14 protein-coding genes are annotated in these 14,778 nt (G+C 72.9%); 9 read left to right on the top strand and 5 right to left on the bottom strand.

The features are described 5' to 3' along the window. Positions 1-80: 80 nt before the first annotated feature. Positions 81-1,064 (bottom strand): diaminopimelate epimerase, encoded by a 984-nt coding sequence (locus tag H9652_RS07205; protein WP_191795646.1) that lies wholly within the window; start codon positions 1,062-1,064, stop codon positions 81-83. Next, a complete protein-coding gene (miaA, locus tag H9652_RS07200) occupies positions 1,061-2,014 on the bottom strand; it encodes a tRNA (adenosine(37)-N6)-dimethylallyltransferase MiaA (protein ID WP_191795645.1) in 954 nt (317 codons plus the stop codon). Before miaA ends, H9652_RS07205 begins: the two co-directional genes overlap by 4 nt. Positions 2,015-2,184: 170 nt before the next feature. On the opposite strand from miaA, the gene H9652_RS07195 reads away from it, so the two are divergent. From H9652_RS07195 to H9652_RS07185, 3 genes are read left to right on the top strand one after another with little or no spacing between them, the layout of a single operon-like run. Further along, complete coding sequence (locus tag H9652_RS07195; RefSeq protein WP_191795644.1) at positions 2,185-2,685, top strand: type III secretion system chaperone family protein; 501 nt, start codon at positions 2,185-2,187, stop codon at positions 2,683-2,685. Then, positions 2,682-4,589, top strand: a complete 1,908-nt coding sequence (locus tag H9652_RS07190; RefSeq protein WP_191795643.1) for an HSP90 family protein — start codon at positions 2,682-2,684, stop codon at positions 4,587-4,589. The genes H9652_RS07195 and H9652_RS07190 overlap by 4 nt, the downstream gene beginning before the upstream one ends. Next, positions 4,586-6,571: a hypothetical protein gene (locus H9652_RS07185; RefSeq protein ID WP_191795642.1), complete on the top strand. Its 1,986-nt coding sequence runs from the start codon at positions 4,586-4,588 to the stop codon at positions 6,569-6,571. Before H9652_RS07190 ends, H9652_RS07185 begins: the two co-directional genes overlap by 4 nt. 110 nt (positions 6,572-6,681) lie before the next feature. Here the strand turns inward: H9652_RS07185 and H9652_RS07180 are convergent, their stop codons facing one another. Together H9652_RS07180 and H9652_RS07175 are read right to left on the bottom strand one after the other, a co-directional pair. Then, positions 6,682-7,392 carry a DJ-1/PfpI family protein gene (locus H9652_RS07180; protein ID WP_191795641.1) on the bottom strand — a complete coding sequence of 237 codons (711 nt, stop codon included), beginning with the start codon at positions 7,390-7,392 and terminating at the stop codon, positions 6,682-6,684. Next, positions 7,389-8,060 (bottom strand): hypothetical protein, encoded by a 672-nt coding sequence (locus H9652_RS07175; protein WP_191795640.1) that lies wholly within the window; start codon positions 8,058-8,060, stop codon positions 7,389-7,391. The genes H9652_RS07180 and H9652_RS07175 overlap by 4 nt, the downstream gene beginning before the upstream one ends. 59 nt (positions 8,061-8,119) lie before the next feature. Between H9652_RS07175 and H9652_RS07170 the strand changes: the two genes are divergently transcribed. Together H9652_RS07170 and H9652_RS07165 are read left to right on the top strand one after the other, a co-directional pair. Then, positions 8,120-8,764 (top strand): type III secretion system chaperone family protein, encoded by a 645-nt coding sequence (locus tag H9652_RS07170; RefSeq protein ID WP_225227868.1) that lies wholly within the window; start codon positions 8,120-8,122, stop codon positions 8,762-8,764. Further along, the gene (locus H9652_RS07165; RefSeq protein WP_191795639.1) at positions 8,761-9,264 is read left to right on the top strand and encodes a type III secretion system chaperone family protein; all 504 of its coding nucleotides are present in this window, start codon (positions 8,761-8,763) and stop codon (positions 9,262-9,264) included. The genes H9652_RS07170 and H9652_RS07165 overlap by 4 nt, the downstream gene beginning before the upstream one ends. A gap of 29 nt (positions 9,265-9,293) precedes the next feature. On the opposite strand, the gene miaB is transcribed toward H9652_RS07165, so the two are convergent. Continuing rightward, positions 9,294-10,862, bottom strand: a complete 1,569-nt coding sequence (gene miaB, locus H9652_RS07160; protein ID WP_225227889.1) for a tRNA (N6-isopentenyl adenosine(37)-C2)-methylthiotransferase MiaB — start codon at positions 10,860-10,862, stop codon at positions 9,294-9,296. A 278-nt stretch (positions 10,863-11,140) separates the two neighbouring features. Here miaB and H9652_RS07155 point away from each other — a divergent pair, with 278 nt between their 5' ends. The 4 genes from H9652_RS07155 to H9652_RS07140 all read left to right on the top strand — a co-directional run bounded on the left by H9652_RS07155 (position 11,141) and on the right by H9652_RS07140 (position 14,744). Then, a complete protein-coding gene (locus tag H9652_RS07155) occupies positions 11,141-11,974 on the top strand; it encodes an amino acid ABC transporter ATP-binding protein (protein ID WP_191795637.1) in 834 nt (277 codons plus the stop codon). Between the two features lie 225 nt (positions 11,975-12,199). Beyond that, complete coding sequence (locus tag H9652_RS07150) at positions 12,200-13,060, top strand: glutamate ABC transporter substrate-binding protein (RefSeq protein WP_191795636.1); 861 nt, start codon at positions 12,200-12,202, stop codon at positions 13,058-13,060. 89 nt (positions 13,061-13,149) lie between these two features. Continuing rightward, a complete protein-coding gene (locus H9652_RS07145; protein WP_191795635.1) occupies positions 13,150-13,839 on the top strand; it encodes an amino acid ABC transporter permease in 690 nt (229 codons plus the stop codon). Continuing rightward, positions 13,836-14,744, top strand: coding sequence for an amino acid ABC transporter permease (locus H9652_RS07140; protein WP_191795634.1), 909 nt, complete (start codon positions 13,836-13,838; stop codon positions 14,742-14,744). The genes H9652_RS07145 and H9652_RS07140 overlap by 4 nt, the downstream gene beginning before the upstream one ends. The last annotated feature ends 34 nt before the right edge of the window (positions 14,745-14,778 follow it).

Below are 14,778 nucleotides of genomic sequence, written 5' to 3'. Positions count from 1 at the left end.
AGGCGACCACGGACGTCGCGCACCGAGCGCGCGGGTGCGCGACGCCGTCGGGCCACGTGACGGTGCCCGCGGTGCCGTGGTCAGCGGGTGAAGGCCGCCAGGTCGATCTCCGCCCCGAAGACGATCTCGGCCGGTCCGGCGAGCTCGACCCGGCCGCCCTCCAGGGCGGTCACCCGCACCGTGCCGCCCGGCACGTCGACGAGCCACACGTCGGGCGACGACGGGCCGCCCCACGCACGGACCGCGAGCGCGGCGGCACAGGCCCCCGTCCCGCAGGACTCGGTCTCCCCCACGCCGCGCTCGTGCACGCGCATGCGCAGCCGCCCGACGACGGTCCCGTCGACCGAGACCTCCTCGCCGAGCGGGACGACGAGCTCGACGTTCGTGCCGTGGGGGGGTTCCGGCGAGACGGTGGGGGCCTGTGTGAGGTCGGCGGCCTCGAGCTCGTCCTCCTGCGGCAGCGCGAGGACCGTGTGCGGGTTGCCCAGGTCGACGCTCAACGCGGGACGCGGGACCTCCCAGCCCGAGATCGCGACGGCGGCGTCGAAGCCCTCGTCGAGGGCCGTACGGCCGCCCGGCAGGAACCACGGGCCCATGTCCACGGCGTACCAGCCGTTCGCCTCCTTGCGCACGTACTTGACGCCCGCACGCGTGCCGACCGCGAGGACGCGCGGAACGACCGCCGCCTCCTGCGCGTCGTCGGCGCCGGGTCGGGCCTCGGCGATGCCGAGGTCCACGAGCCCGAGCCGCTCGGCGAAGGCCGCGAAGACCCGCACCCCGTTGCCGCACATCTCGGCGATCGATCCGTCGGCGTTGCGGTAGTCCATGAACCAGATCGCGTCGGGGTCCTCCGCGAGGACCTGCGCGGACTCGGGCACGTACGCGGTGGGCACGAGCCGGATCACGCCGTCGCCGCCGATCCCGGACCGGCGGTCCGCGAGCGCCCGGACCTGGTCGGCGTCGAGGTCGCGGCTGCCCTCAAGGTCGGCGATCAGGACGAAGTCGTTGCGGGTCCCGTGGCCCTTGGCGAAACGGGTCGTCGAACGGGGCGGCGTGGGGCTCATGAGCCCAGACTACGGCGCGTCGGGCGGTCGTCCGTGCGCGCGCCCAGGGTGCCGTCGTCGGCGGCCCGGACGATCTCGAGCGCGTCGGCGAGGAGCGTGGGCGACTGCGCGTCGAGCCAGTGCACGCGCGGGTCGCGGCCGAACCAGCCCATCTGCTTGCGGGCGAGCCGGCGCGTGTTCGCGGTGATCTGCTCGCGTGCCTCGTCGGCCGAGATCTCCCCGCGCAGGTGCGCGAGCACCTCGGCGTAGCCGACGGCCCGTTCCGCGGTGCGTCCGAGGCCCGGGACGAGCGCCCGGACCTCGTCGAGGAGCCCGTGCTCCCACATCCGCTCGACGCGCCCCGCGCCGCGCGCGTCGAGCGTCTCGCGGTCGCAGTCGAGCCCGATCTGCACGGCCGGGCGCACGTACTCCTGGCGTGGCAGGTTCGCCGTGAAGGGCTCCCCGGTGATCGCGACGACCTCGAGCGCCCGCACGACGCGCCGGGTGTTGGCCGGACCGATCGACGTCGCGGCCGCGGGGTCCAGCCGGGCGAGCTCGGCGTGCAGGGCCCTGGTGCCCTCGCGCTCGGCACGCTCCTCGAGCCGGGCGCGGACGTCGGGGTCCGTGCCGGGGAAGTTCATCTCGTCGAGGAGCGCACGCACGTACAACCCCGACCCGCCGACGACGACCGGTCGGGCGCCGCGCCCCGCGATCGCGTCGAGGTCGGCGCGGGCCGCGGCCTGGTAGTCGGCGACCGACGCGTCGTCGGCGGGGTCGAGCACGTCGAGCTGGTGGTGGGCGATCCCCCGCCGCTCGTCGACGGGCACCTTCGCGGTCCCCACGTCCATGCCGCGGTAGAGCTGGTAGGCGTCGGCGTTGACGATCTCGGCGGGGGCCAGGGCCTGTGCGAGGTCGAGGGCGAGGTCCGACTTCCCGGTCGCGGTGGGGCCGACGACGGCGACGATGAGCATCCGAGAACCGTACCCGGCGGCAGGGCCGGGAGCCTGGTCGGACAAATCCACCCTGTCCCGGTGTGGGTGGTCGTGCGTAGGCTCCTCAGGGTGGACGGACAGGGACAGGCGCCCGCCCGCACGGCCTTCGCCGCCGCACCGCAGCGGCAACCGACGACGAGGAACGAGACATGAGCTACTTCACCAAGCCCGGCAGCACGGACCGTACCCCCAACGCACCGCTGTCGCGCGACCGGGTCGAGGCCTTCCTGGCGGGCAAGGGCTGGAACTACGGGATCGACGACGACGGCGACCTCGGCGGAGGCTGGGACGGGAACGTCTTCTACTTCTTCGTCCAGGGCTCGAAGCAGGAGATCCTGCAGGTCCGCGGGCGCTGGCACCGCACGCTGCCCGCCGAGGAGCACGTGGGCCTCGTCATGCTCGCCAACGACTTCAACCAGCGCAAGGTGTGGCCCAAGGTCTTCTGCCGGGTCGAGGGCGAGCGCGTCGCGATCTACACCGAGGTCGCGACCGACCTGGAGTTCGGCGTCGCGGACGACCAGCTCGGCCAGCTCGTCGAGTGCGGCCTGTACTCGGGGCTCCAGTTCTTCGAGCAGCTCGACGAGCAGTTCCCCGCCCCCGACGCGGACGCGTCCGACGCGAACACCTTCGTCGAGGACCGGCCGCTTTGACGAGCACGTTCCAGGTCGACCTGCACGGCGTCGTCGACCTGCTCGCGCGCCACCTGTACTCGAGCCCGCGCGTGTACCTGCGCGAGCTCCTGCAGAACGGCGTGGACGCCGTCACCGCGCGCCGGGACCTCGGCGGGGACGACGTGCCCGCCGCGATCCGGCTGCGTCCCCTGCCCGACGGGTCGCTCGAGGTCGCCGACTCGGGCGTGGGCCTGACGCTCGCCGAGGCGGCCGAGCTGCTCGCCACGATCGGGCGCAGCTCCAAGCGCGACGTCGAGCTCGGCACCGGCCGCGAGGAGTTCCTGGGTCAGTTCGGCATCGGTCTCCTGTCCGCGTTCATGGTCGCCGACGAGATCGAGCTCACGTCCCGCTCGGCGCGCATCCTGCCCGACGGCGCAGCTCCCGCCCCGGTGCGCTGGCGCGGGTTCGCGGACGGCAGCTACGAGCTGACCGAGGTCCCGGACGAGGACCCCACGGTCCCGGCCGAGCCCGGCAGCGTCGTCCGTCTGCGGCCGCGCCGCGACATGGAGCACTGGCTCGCGCCGGAGACCGTCACGGCGCTCGCGCAGGACTTCGGGTCGCTGCTTCCTGTCGACCTCCAGGTCGAGGTCCGTCTCGACCTGACCGACGGCGACTCCGCCGCCGCCACGGGGACGGACGACGCCTCTCCCACGGTCTGGCGCCGGTTGAGCGGTGCGGACCTCCCGTGGAAGGAGCGGCACGCGACGCCCGCCGAGCGCGACGCCGCTCTGACGCGGTACGCCGAGCAGACGCTCGGCTTCACGCCGCTGGCCCGCATCGACCTCGACCTCCCGCTCGCCGGCCTGACGGGCGTCGCGTACGTGCTGCCCGCGGCGGTCTCGCCCACGACCCCGTCGAGCCACCGCGTGTACCTCAAGCGCATGCTCCTGGGGACGCGGGTGGACGACCTCCTGCCGCCGTGGGCGTTCTTCGTCCGCTGCGTCCTGGACGCCTCCGCGCTGCGCCCCACCGCGTCGCGCGAGGGCCTCTACGAGGACGAGGTCCTGCTCGCGACACGCGAGGCCCTGGGTGCCCAGGTCCGGGAGTGGGCGCTCGCCACGCTGGCCGAGAGCTCGCCCACGAGCCGCGCGTTCCTGCGCGTGCACCACCTCGCCGTGCGGGCGCTCGCCCTCCAGGACGACGACATGCTCGATCTCGCGGCCCGGGTCCTGCCGTTCGAGACCACCGAGGGGACCGGCACGCTCACGGACCTGGCCGCGACCCTGCCGGAAGGGGCCCGGATGCTGTGGACCCCGAGCGTCGAGGAGTTCCGGCGCGTCGCGCCCGTCGCGGCGGCCCAGGGGCTCGGCCTCGTCAACGGCGGCTACGTCTACGACGCGGACCTGCTCGAACGCATCTCCCGCCGCTTCCCGCAGTGGCGCCTGGCACCCGTGACGTCGGACGACGTCTCCCAGGCGCTCCTGGAGGTCGACCCGCTGCGCGAGCTCGAGGTCGCGGACGCCGTCCAGGCCGTCGACGAAGCGCTCGCACCCCAGGACTGCGAGGCGGTCGTGCGTGCCTTCGAGCCCGCGGCGCTGCCCGCGATGCTCCTGCACGACCGCGACGGCGACCACCAGCGCGAGGCCCGGGCCACGGCCGACGCGGCGGACGACGTCTGGGGCCAGGTGCTCGCCGAGCTCTCCGGTCCTGCTCGTTCACGCCGGCTCGTGCTCAACGACACGAACGAGACCGTCCGGTCGCTGCTCGCGACGACGGACCCGCAGGTGCTGGAGGCGGGCGCCCAGTCCCTGTACGTCACCGCTCTGCTGCTGTCCGGGCGGCCCCTGCGAGCCTCGGAGGCCACCCTCATGAACGGCTCGCTCGGCGTCCTGCTCGACCGCGCGCTGCGCCCCGGCACGACACCCCTGGAGGAGAACCGATGACCCGCACGGTCCACGAGGCCAACGAAGCGCTGTTCCACGTCCGTGAGATGCCGTACGGCGTCGCCAGGAGCACCGCCGCCGAGGCGGAGCTCGCACGGATCACGGCCGACGGTCCCGTCGAGGCCAGGGCGTACGCGCTGTTCGTGCTGGTCGAGTCCTACGTGTGGGGCAACGAGGTCACCAAGGCCTACCTGCCCTTCACGCAGCTCCTGCGGTGGTGGGACGAGCACCCCGAGCACTTCGACGAGCAGGACACGCACTCGCTGTTCTGGTCGTTCAAGTGGATGGTCGGCAACCTCATGGACTTCCCCGCGGTCCCCGCCGCGCAGATCGAGCGGACGCTCGACGACATGGAGCGCCGGTACGCCGTCGCAGGCAACGGCATGAACGCCGTGACGATGTCCCGCTTCCAGTGGGCTCGCGCCCGGGGGACGCAGGACACGGCGACGGCGTACGAGGCCTGGGTCGCGACGCCCCGGGACGACTTCTCGCAGTGCGAGGCGTGCGAACCCGGCGACCGCGCCGCCTACCTGTTCGACGCCGGGCGCCTGGACGAGGGCATCCGTCTCCTGGAGCAGGTCCTCGCGGGCTCCCCCGAGTGCGCGACCGAGCCTGGCGACATGCTCTCCCGGCTCCAGCTCGCGTATCTCGAGACCGGGGACGTGGACAAGGCGGCGGCGACCCACCGCCGGGGCCTGCGGCACCTCGACAACGGGGTCTCGATGGAGGGGCCGCAGGGCCGCCACATCGAGTTCCTCGCGCGGACGGGCAACGTCGAGCGTGCTGTGACCCGGATCGTGGAGCACCAGGACCACCTCGTGAGCGCGGACTCCCCTCGCGACCGTTGGGCGTTCCTCCTCAGCGTCGGGACGGCGACGTCGCTGCTCGCGGCGGAGCACGGTGAGCGTCCTGTCGCGCTGCGCGAGGTCCCGGCGTCCACGGTCGCCGGGCTCGACGCCTGGGTGCGCGCCCAGGCCCTCGAGATCGCCGCGGCGTTCGACGCCCGCAACGGCACCGACGCGACGACACGGCGCACCGAGGAGGTGTGGGCGAGCACGCCGACGCTCCTGCCCGTGAGCCTGAGCGTGCTCGGGGCGACGGAGACCGACCTGCCGGTCGCGGTGACGAACCCGCGCCCCACGGTTCCGGCCGGGACCGCACGGAGCGTCGCGACGGGCGGGCCCGCCGACATCTCGGCCCTCGTCGCGGACACCGCGTCCGCGTTCGAGACCGACGCGGTGCAGGCCGACGACGCCGCCGCGCTCGTCGCCCACGCCGAGGCCCTCAGCACCGACGATCCCGCAGGGGCCGCCGGCGTGTACCAGCGGGCCGCCGCACGGTTCGAGGCCGACGGCGCGCTCGACCAGGCGGGCTTCGCCCTGGCCGAGGCCGCGCAGCTCGCGGCGGCCGAGCAGGACGTCGAGGGCGCCCTCGCAGCCTTCCCTCGCGCCGTGGCGCTCCTGCGGGCCGGCGGCGTGGCCCCTGCGTACCGGAGCCCGGTCGTGCGGGCCTACGCCCGGCTCACCGCGCGGGCGGGTACCGCGGGAGCGGGTCTCGCCGCCGTCGACAAGGCTCTCGCGGAGGCCGCGTCCGGCCCGGCCGAGGGAGCCGTCTCCGCGACGGAGGAGGAGCGAGCGGCCCGCGAGCGCCGCGAGCTCCTCGACACGCGCGCCCGGCTCCTGGCCGCACTCGGTGAGCACGAGCGCGCGTCCTCGGCCGCCGAGGCCGTCGCCGAGGAGTACGCCCGCGCGGGCGACCTGGGCGGCGCCGCGCACGCGTTCTGGCTGGCCGGGACCACGCGCGCCGGCGCGGGCGACCTCGAGGGCGCAGCCCCCGCGCTCGAGTCGGCGCTCGACGGGTTCCGGCTCGCTCACGACCAGGCCTCCCGGGCGCTCGTGGGCAACGAGCTCGTCGGTGTCCTGCGCCGCCTGGGCCGCGACGACGAGGCCGGTCAGGTGGCGGAGGCGGTCAGTCGCCGCTGACCTCGGGCGCTCGGTGTGCCGACCTGTCCGGACCTGCCGGACCGGTCGGCGCACCGGTGCGTCCCGTGGGTCACCCTGCCCGCGGCGCTCCGGTCAGGTTGCCGCTCCGGTCAGGTCGCTCCGAACGGTGCGACGACGACGCGACGGGTACCGGCGGCCGCGGCTGCCTGAACGCGCCCCAGCCGTGCCTCCCGCACCGCCGACCGGATCGCGGCGACCTCGGCCGGGTCGGCCGTCGCGGGCGAGCCGGCGTCGAACGGCGGTCGGGGGTCGTACTCCAGCATGAGCTGCAGCCGACGGGCGACGTCGTCACCGAGGTCGCGGGCCGCGAGCACGAGCGCGAAGTCGATGCCGGAGGTCACCCCGGCACCCGTGACGCGGTTGCGGTCGACGACGACCCGCTCGGCGACGGGTTCGGCCCCGAGCTCCGCGAGCAGGGGTAACGAGGCCCAGTGGGTCGTGGCCCGGTAGCCGTCGAGCAGGCCGGCGGCGGCCAGCAGGAAGGACCCCGTGCACACCGAGGTCACCCAGCGTGCGCCGGCCGCCTGCCGTCGCAGGAACGCGAGCACGTCCTCGTCCTCGAGCAGGTCGAACGTCCCGTCCCCGCCCGGCACGAAGAGCACGTCGGCCGGGGGCGCGTCGGCGAGCGTGGTCGTCGGGACGATCGACCACCCGCAGTCCGTGGCGACCGGCTCGGTGTCGCGCCACGCCAGGTCCACCTGCGCGCCGGGAAGGCGCGCGAAGACCTGGGCGGGACCCGTCAGGTCGAGCTGGGTGCAGCCGGGGAAGAGCAGGGCGACGACGCGCAGCGGTGAGGTCACCGGCGCACGGTAGCAACCCGCTCGTCCGCAGGGACCAGGAATCTCACGACGGCGTAGCGGCGCCCCTCGTACTCCCCGGTCGCGTGCCGGGCGTCGGCGTCCCAGGCCTCGCCGAGCGCGTGGAGCACCGCGTCCTCGGCCGTGCTGCCCGCCGCACCGTCGCCGTCCGACGTGCTGCCCTCCGCGCCCACGCTCGGGGCGTGAGCGCCGCCGTCGGGCAGCGGGGCCCGCGCACCCGTGACGACGACCAGTCCCGTGCCCGGCTCCGTCAGGACGTCCCGCGCGAGCCCGACCGCAGCCGCCGGGACGGTCGCGCTCCCGAGCTCGACGACCTCGACCGGGCCCTCCCAGCCCGCCGCGTCGAGGGCGAGGAGAGCGACCGACGCGGGGACGCCCGCAGCGGGCAGCCCCGCCGCCGACGCCCGAGGGGCCCAGCCCCACCAGCGCGGGGCGACCCCGGCCGCCTGCAGGTCCGGACGCATCTCGCCCCGCCGTTCCCCCTCCCGCCGAGCCTCGCAGTCCAGGACGACGACGCGCCGCGCGTCCCGCACGAGCTCGCGGAGCGCCACGAGGACCTGGGCGCGGGACTCGGCGAGAACCTCTGCGGCGCCCGCGACGCCCGGGACGAGCAGCGGGGTACCGGGCAGGGCGACGGCGCGAACGATCACGCGCGCCACGCTACCCCCCGAGCAGGACGATCCCCAGCGGGCGCAGGTAGGGTGGGCACATGAGGTTCTTCGGCGGCAGACGGGGACACCAGGCAGGACGAGACGACTCGGGCGACCAGGGCAGGAAGGACGCTCCCGACGAGCACGCCTGGGACGAGGCCGGCGGGACCTCCGGTACCCCGCTCGACGACGCCGCGCTGCACGCCTCGGTCGAGAGCCTCCTGCTCCGCGAGCTCGGGGGGACCATGATCTCCGACATCGAGCACGACAAGATCCCCACCCCCCTGCACCGCGCGCGTGTGCTCGAGTGGATCGCCGACGCCGGGTACAGCTACTTCATCGACGCCGAGGGCGACGTGGGCGGGCTGTGGCACGGTCGGCTGTTCTACTTCCTGCTGTTCGGCTCCCACCACGAGATCCTGCAGGTCCGCGGCCAGTGGAACCGGGACATCACGATCGAGCGCCTCGAGGAGATCCTCGAGTTCTGCAACGAGTGGAACGCGGACCGCATCTGGCCCAAGGCCTACACGCGCGTGCGGGACAACGGCATGGTCCACGTGTTCACCGAGGTCACGGTCGACCTCGAGCACGGTGTGAACGACGACCAGCTCGACCAGCTCCTGCAGTGCGGCCTGTCCACGGGCTCGATGTTCTTCGACGCCCTCGACGAGTTCTACCCGGACCCCGCGAGGTCGGCACCATGAGCCCGGCCCCCCGGACGAGCTGGCTCGCGCGCCTGTTCGGCAACCACCGGCCCAAGCCCGTCGAGGACGTGCCCGTCGACGTCGAGGTGCCCTCGCCGCTCTCGACCCGCCGTATCGGCGACTACCTCTCGCGGCGCGGCTACCACTTCCGCATCGACGACGACGGGGACGTCACGGGCACGTGGGACGGGAACCGGTTCTGGTTCCTGCTCCTGGGCGACCACGAGGAGATCCTCCAGGTCCGCGGCCGCTGGTCGACGACCGTGCCCGTGGCGGCCCGGCTCGCGCTCCTGCAGACCGTCAACGACTGGAACCGCGAGCGCATCTGGCCCAAGGTCTACGTCCGCGAGGAGAGCCAGGGCCTCGCGGTGTACGCCGAGGTGTCGGTCGACCTCGAGCAGGGCGCGACCGACGAGCAGCTCGGCCAGATCGTGTCGTGCGGGCTGGGCACCGCGGTGCAGCTCTTCAGCACGATCGGCGGCCAGCTCCCGCCCACCTGAGCCCGCAGCGCGGCCTGGCCCCTGCGACCTCAGGGGCGGCGCAGGCTCGGCAGGCCGAGGCTCACCGGGCCGCCCGCCGCGGGCGCTCCGTGCGAGTGACCGTGGTCGTCGCCGCCGCCCAGGCGCGTCTTCTCGCGCGCGACCCAGGCGTCGCCGGACCGCGTGCGGCGCACCGCGTAGGTGCCGCCGTCGAGCACCGAGTCCGCGACGAGGTGGTACGGCGCGGAGCGCGTGACCTCGACCGTGACCATGTCGCCGGGGCGGGGCAGCCGCGGGTCCAGGTCGTCGGCGAGGCGAGGGTCGTCGGCCGTGACGTCGGCGTCCGAGCGTCCGGCCATCAGGGCGACGACCTCGTCCGGCACCGCGAGGTGGACCAGACGGTTGTCCGCGGCGCGGCCGGTCAGGCGGTGCGTCGCCCCGTCCTTGCGCCCTGATCCCTCGGTCACGAGGACCTCGACCGTGCGACCGACCTGGCGGGCCGACTCCTCGGCGCTGACCCGGTCCTGGAGCGCCTGGAGACGCTCGTAGCGCTCCTGCACGACCTCCTTGGGCAGCTGGTCCGGGAGCGTGGCCGCAGGGGTCCCCGGGCGCTGCGAGTACTGGAACGTGAAGGCCGAGGAGAAGCACGAGGCCTCGACGACCCGCAGCGTCTCGGCGAAGTCCTCCTCGGTCTCCCCGGGGAAGCCCACGATGAGGTCCGTGGTGATCGACGCGTCGGGCATGGCCGCCCGCACCCGGTCGAGGATCCCCAGGAACTTCTCCGACCGGTAGGAGCGGCGCATGGCCCGCAGGATGCGGTCCGACCCGGCCTGGAGCGGCATGTGGAGCTGGGGCATCACGTTGGGCGTCTCGGCCATGGCGGCGATCACGTCGTCCGTGAAGGCGGCCGGGTGCGGGGACGTGAAGCGCACGCGCTCGAGCCCCTCGATCTCCCCGCACGCGCGCAGGAGCTTGGCGAACGCGCCGCGGTCGCCGAACTCGACGCCGTAGCTGTTGACGTTCTGCCCGAGCAGGGTGACCTCGATCGCGCCCTGGTCGACGAGCGCCTGGACCTCGGCCAGGACCTGGCCCGGCCGTCGGTCTCGCTCCTTGCCGCGCAGGTGCGGCACGATGCAGAACGTGCACGTGTTGTTGCAGCCGACGCTGATCGACACCCAGCCTGCGTACACGGACTCGCGCTTGGTCGGCAGGGTCGAGGGGAAGACCTGGAGCGACTCGGCGATCTCGACCTGCGCGGCCTCGTTGTGCCGGGCGCGCTCCAGGAGCACGGGCAGCGCGTCGAGGTTGTGCGTGCCGAACACGACGTCGACCCACGGGGCCTTCTCGACGATGCCCGACCGGTCCTTCTGCGCGAGGCATCCACCGACCGCGATCTGCATGCCCGGGCGCCTGGCCTTGATCGACGCGAGCTGCCCCAGGTTGCCGTACAGGCGTGTGGCCGCGTTCTCCCGGACCGCGCACGTGTTGATGACGACGACGTCGGCGCGGTGCGCGGCCTCGTCGGCCGCCTCGGCCCGCGTGTAGCCCGCCTGCTCGAGCATGCCCGCCATGTGCTCGGAGTCGTGGACGTTCATCTGGCACCCGAGCGTGCGGACCATGTAGGTCCGCTGCGCCGCCGCCGGCGCCTGTTCGGCGTGACCGTCGGGCGCAGCCCCGGGGCCCCCTGGCGGGTTGACCCCGGGCGCGTCGGCGGGACCCGCGATGGGGCTGTCTTCGGGGCGGAGGGCGGTGGAGAACATCACCGTCAAGGGTACGGCGCGCCAGCCGCCGGACCGAAACGCTCTTTCGCCACCAGCCGGGCATCTGTTGCCCGTCCGTTGCCGAACTGTTGCCGGAAACAGTGGCGTGCGCAACAAAACCCCCCTAGGTTCATGAAATGGACGCGCAACCGACCACCCCGAGCGACGCTCCCGACGCGTCGCCCACCACACCCTCGCCACCACCCGACGCGCCCTCGCGTGACGACGAGCTCGGACCTCCGCTCGTCGAGCTCCATGGGGTCAACAAGCACTTCGGAGACCTCCACGTCCTGCGGGACATCGACCTCACGGTCCGGCGCGGCGAGGTGCTCGTCGTGATCGGCCCCTCGGGCTCGGGGAAGTCCACGCTGTGCCGTGCCATCAACCGGCTCGAGACCATCGACACCGGCACGATCGCGATCGACGGCCAGCCCCTGCCGGAGGAGGGCAAGGAGCTCGCCAGGCTCCGTGCCGACGTCGGCATGGTGTTCCAGTCGTTCAACCTCTTCGCCCACAAGACGATCCTCGACAACGTGACGCTCGGGCCCGTCAAGGTCCGACGGACACGGTCCGCGGAGGCCAAGAAGGAGGCCCTGGCGCTGCTCGACCGCGTCGGGATCGGCAACCAGGCCGACAAGATGCCGGCCCAGCTCTCGGGCGGGCAGCAGCAGCGAGTGGCCATCGCGCGGGCCCTGGCCATGCACCCGAAGGTCATGCTCTTCGACGAGCCGACCTCGGCGCTGGACCCCGAGATGATCAACGAGGTCCTGGACGTCATGGTCGCCCTCGCCAAGGAGGGCATGACCATGATCGTCGTGACCCACGAGATGGGCTTCGCCCGCAAGGCGGCCCACCGCGTGGTCTTCATGGCCGACGGCCAGATCGTCGAGGAGGCCCCGCCCGAGGAGTTCTTCACGAACCCGAAGAGCCACCGCGCCCAGGACTTCCTGTCCAAGATCCTGACCCACTGACCCTCTCCGCGGACGCACAGGCGCGTCCGCCCCGACCACTCCTACGACCCGGTCTCGCGACCAGCAGTCCCCACAGCACAAGGCACGCCCCACGGTCCCCGGGCTCACCGACGAGCCCGGCCCACCTGTAGCAACCGAACAGCTCGACCGGCACCGACCGCCGGCCGCAGCGGGTGACCACCAGGACTCCCGTGACGGCCCGGCACCGACGAAGGGGAAGACACCATGCGCACACGCACCCGTACCGGAGGACTCGTCGCACTCGCCGCGACCGCCGCACTCGCCCTGAGCGCGTGCGGGGGCAGCGACGACGGCGGCGGCTCGACCGAGGGCTCGTCCGCCAGCGCCGGCGGAGAGAAGATCACGATCGGCATCAAGTTCGACCAGCCCGGCCTCGGCTTCAAGGAGGGCGACACCTACACGGGGTTCGACACCGACGTCGCTCGCTACGTCGCCGAGAAGCTCGGCTACTCCGAGGACCAGATCGAGTGGAAGGAAGCACCGTCGGCCCAGCGCGAGACGCTGCTGAGCACCGACCAGGTCGACATGATCTTCGCGACCTACTCGATCACCGACAAGCGCAAGGAGACCGTCGCGTTCGCCGGTCCGTACTTCGTCGCCGGGCAGGACCTGCTCGTCGCCGAGGACAACACCGACATCAAGGGACCAGAGGACCTCGAGGGCAAGAACCTCTGCTCGGTCACGGGCTCGACGTCGGCCCAGCGGATCAAGGACGAGTACGCCGCGGGAGTCCAGCTCCTCGAGCAGCCGGGCTACGCCGAGTGCGTCACGGCCCTGCTCTCGGGCCAGGTCGACGCGGTCACCACGGACGACATCATCCTGGCCGGTCTCGCGGCGCAGCCCGCGAACAAGGGCAAGGTCAAGGTCGTCGGGGCGCCGTTCTCGACCGAGCTCTACGGCGTCGGGATCCCGCAGAGCAGCGACAAGTGCGAGGACATCAACGCCGCGATCACCGAGATGATCGACGACGGCTCGTGGGAGGAAGCGATCACGAGCGCGACCGAGGGCACCGGGTACACCCCGAACGCCTCGGAGAACCCGCCGACGCCGGACGCCTGCGCCTGACAGGTCCGCTGCCGGGCCGGGTCCACGTCACCCGTCCCTGTCCGGTCTCGTGCGGCGTCCGCGCCGCACCTCGCGAAGGGTGACCCGTAGTGGGTGACTACCTCTCTCAGTTCTTGCGGCTCTTCGAGTCGTACGACGTCCTGGGCGCGTTCTGGGTCAACATCCAGCTCACGTTCTGGGCGGCGATCCTGGCGCTCGTCGTCGGCACGGTGCTCGCGCTCATGCGGATCTCGCCGATCCCGAGCCTGCAGTGGGCCGGTGCCACGTACGTCACGCTGTTCCGCAACACGCCGTTGACGATCATCATGGTGTTCCTGACGCTCGGGGTCTGGGGCCAGCTCAAGATCCAGCTCGCCGACGACTTCCCGTCCAACTTCTTCCGCTTCGCGGTGCTGGGCCTCGCGGTCTACCACGCGGCGTTCGTGTGCGAGGCGATCCGCTCGGGGGTGAACACCGTGCCGATCGGGCAGGCCGAGGCGGCCCGCGCGATCGGCCTCTCGTTCCTGCCGGCGGCACGGATCGTGATCCTCCCCCAGGCCTTCCGTGGCTCGGTGGCCCCGCTCGGCAACGTGCTCATCGCCCTCATCAAGAACTCGACCGTCGCCGCCGCGGCCGGCGTCGCGACGGAGACCTCCAGCCTCATGAAGACCATGATCGAGTTCGACTCCGACGTCATCATCGCGATCTTCCTGACGTTCGCGATCGGCTACGTGATCCTCGTGATCCCGGTGGGCCTCGCGACGACGGCACTGTCCCGCCGCCTGGCGGTGAAGCGATGAGCGCGCAGCAGCAGACGGTCCTGTTCGACGCCCCGGGCCCCCGGGGGCGCCGCACCATCGTGGTCGGCAACGTGGTCGGCGCGATCGTCGTCGGGGGGATCGCGGCCTACGCCCTGGTCCTGCTGGGTCGTGAGGGACAGCTGACCGCCGAGAAGTGGCAGCCGATCTTCACGGCCGACGCGTGGGAGAACTTCTATCTCCCGGGCCTCGCCGACACCCTGCGCGCCGCGGGCGTGGCGATCGTGGGGGCGGTCGTCTTCGGCCTGCTGTTCGGCATCGGGCGGCTCTCGTCGGTCCGGCTCGTCCGGTGGCTCGCGGGGCTGGTCGTCGAGTTCTTCCGGGCCGTCCCGGTGCTGCTCATGATGATCTTCTTCTGGCTGTTCCTGGCCCAGGTCAAGGTGCCTGACGCCCCGTTCATGGCGGTCGTGATCGCCCTGATCCTCTACAACGGGTCGGTCGTCGCGGAGCTGGTCCGCTCGGGCGTGTACGGGCTGCCCACGGGGCAGCGCGAGGCGGCTCTCGCGGTCGGTCTGACGCGAGGCCAGTCGCTCCGGTCGGTCGAGGTGCCGCAGGCGCTCATCGCGATGCTCCCGGCGCTCGTCTCGCAGCTCGTCGTGGTCCTCAAGGACACCGCGCTGGGCTACATCATCACGTACACCGAGCTGCTCCAGGAGTCGCGCCGCCTGGGGTCGGCGTACGGCAACATCCTCCAGTCGCTGCTCGTCGCGGCGATCCTGTTCATCACGATCAACTACGTCCTGTCGAAGGTCGCCGAGATCCTCGCGCGTCGCCTCAAGGGACGGACCGCAGGTCCGGTCCGGGCTGCGACTCCCGGCCTCGCGGTCGGGGCACGCGGTGCGGCCCCGGTGGGCACGGCACCCGTCGTCCCGCCTGCACCGAAGTAGGCGCCCACCACGGCGCGAGCACGGTCGTGGCGGG

This window comes from Oerskovia rustica (genome assembly GCF_014836555.1).
GTDB classification, from domain to species: Bacteria; Actinomycetota; Actinomycetes; order Actinomycetales; family Cellulomonadaceae; genus Oerskovia; species Oerskovia rustica.
This window is presented reverse-complemented; position numbering and strand designations above follow the sequence as displayed.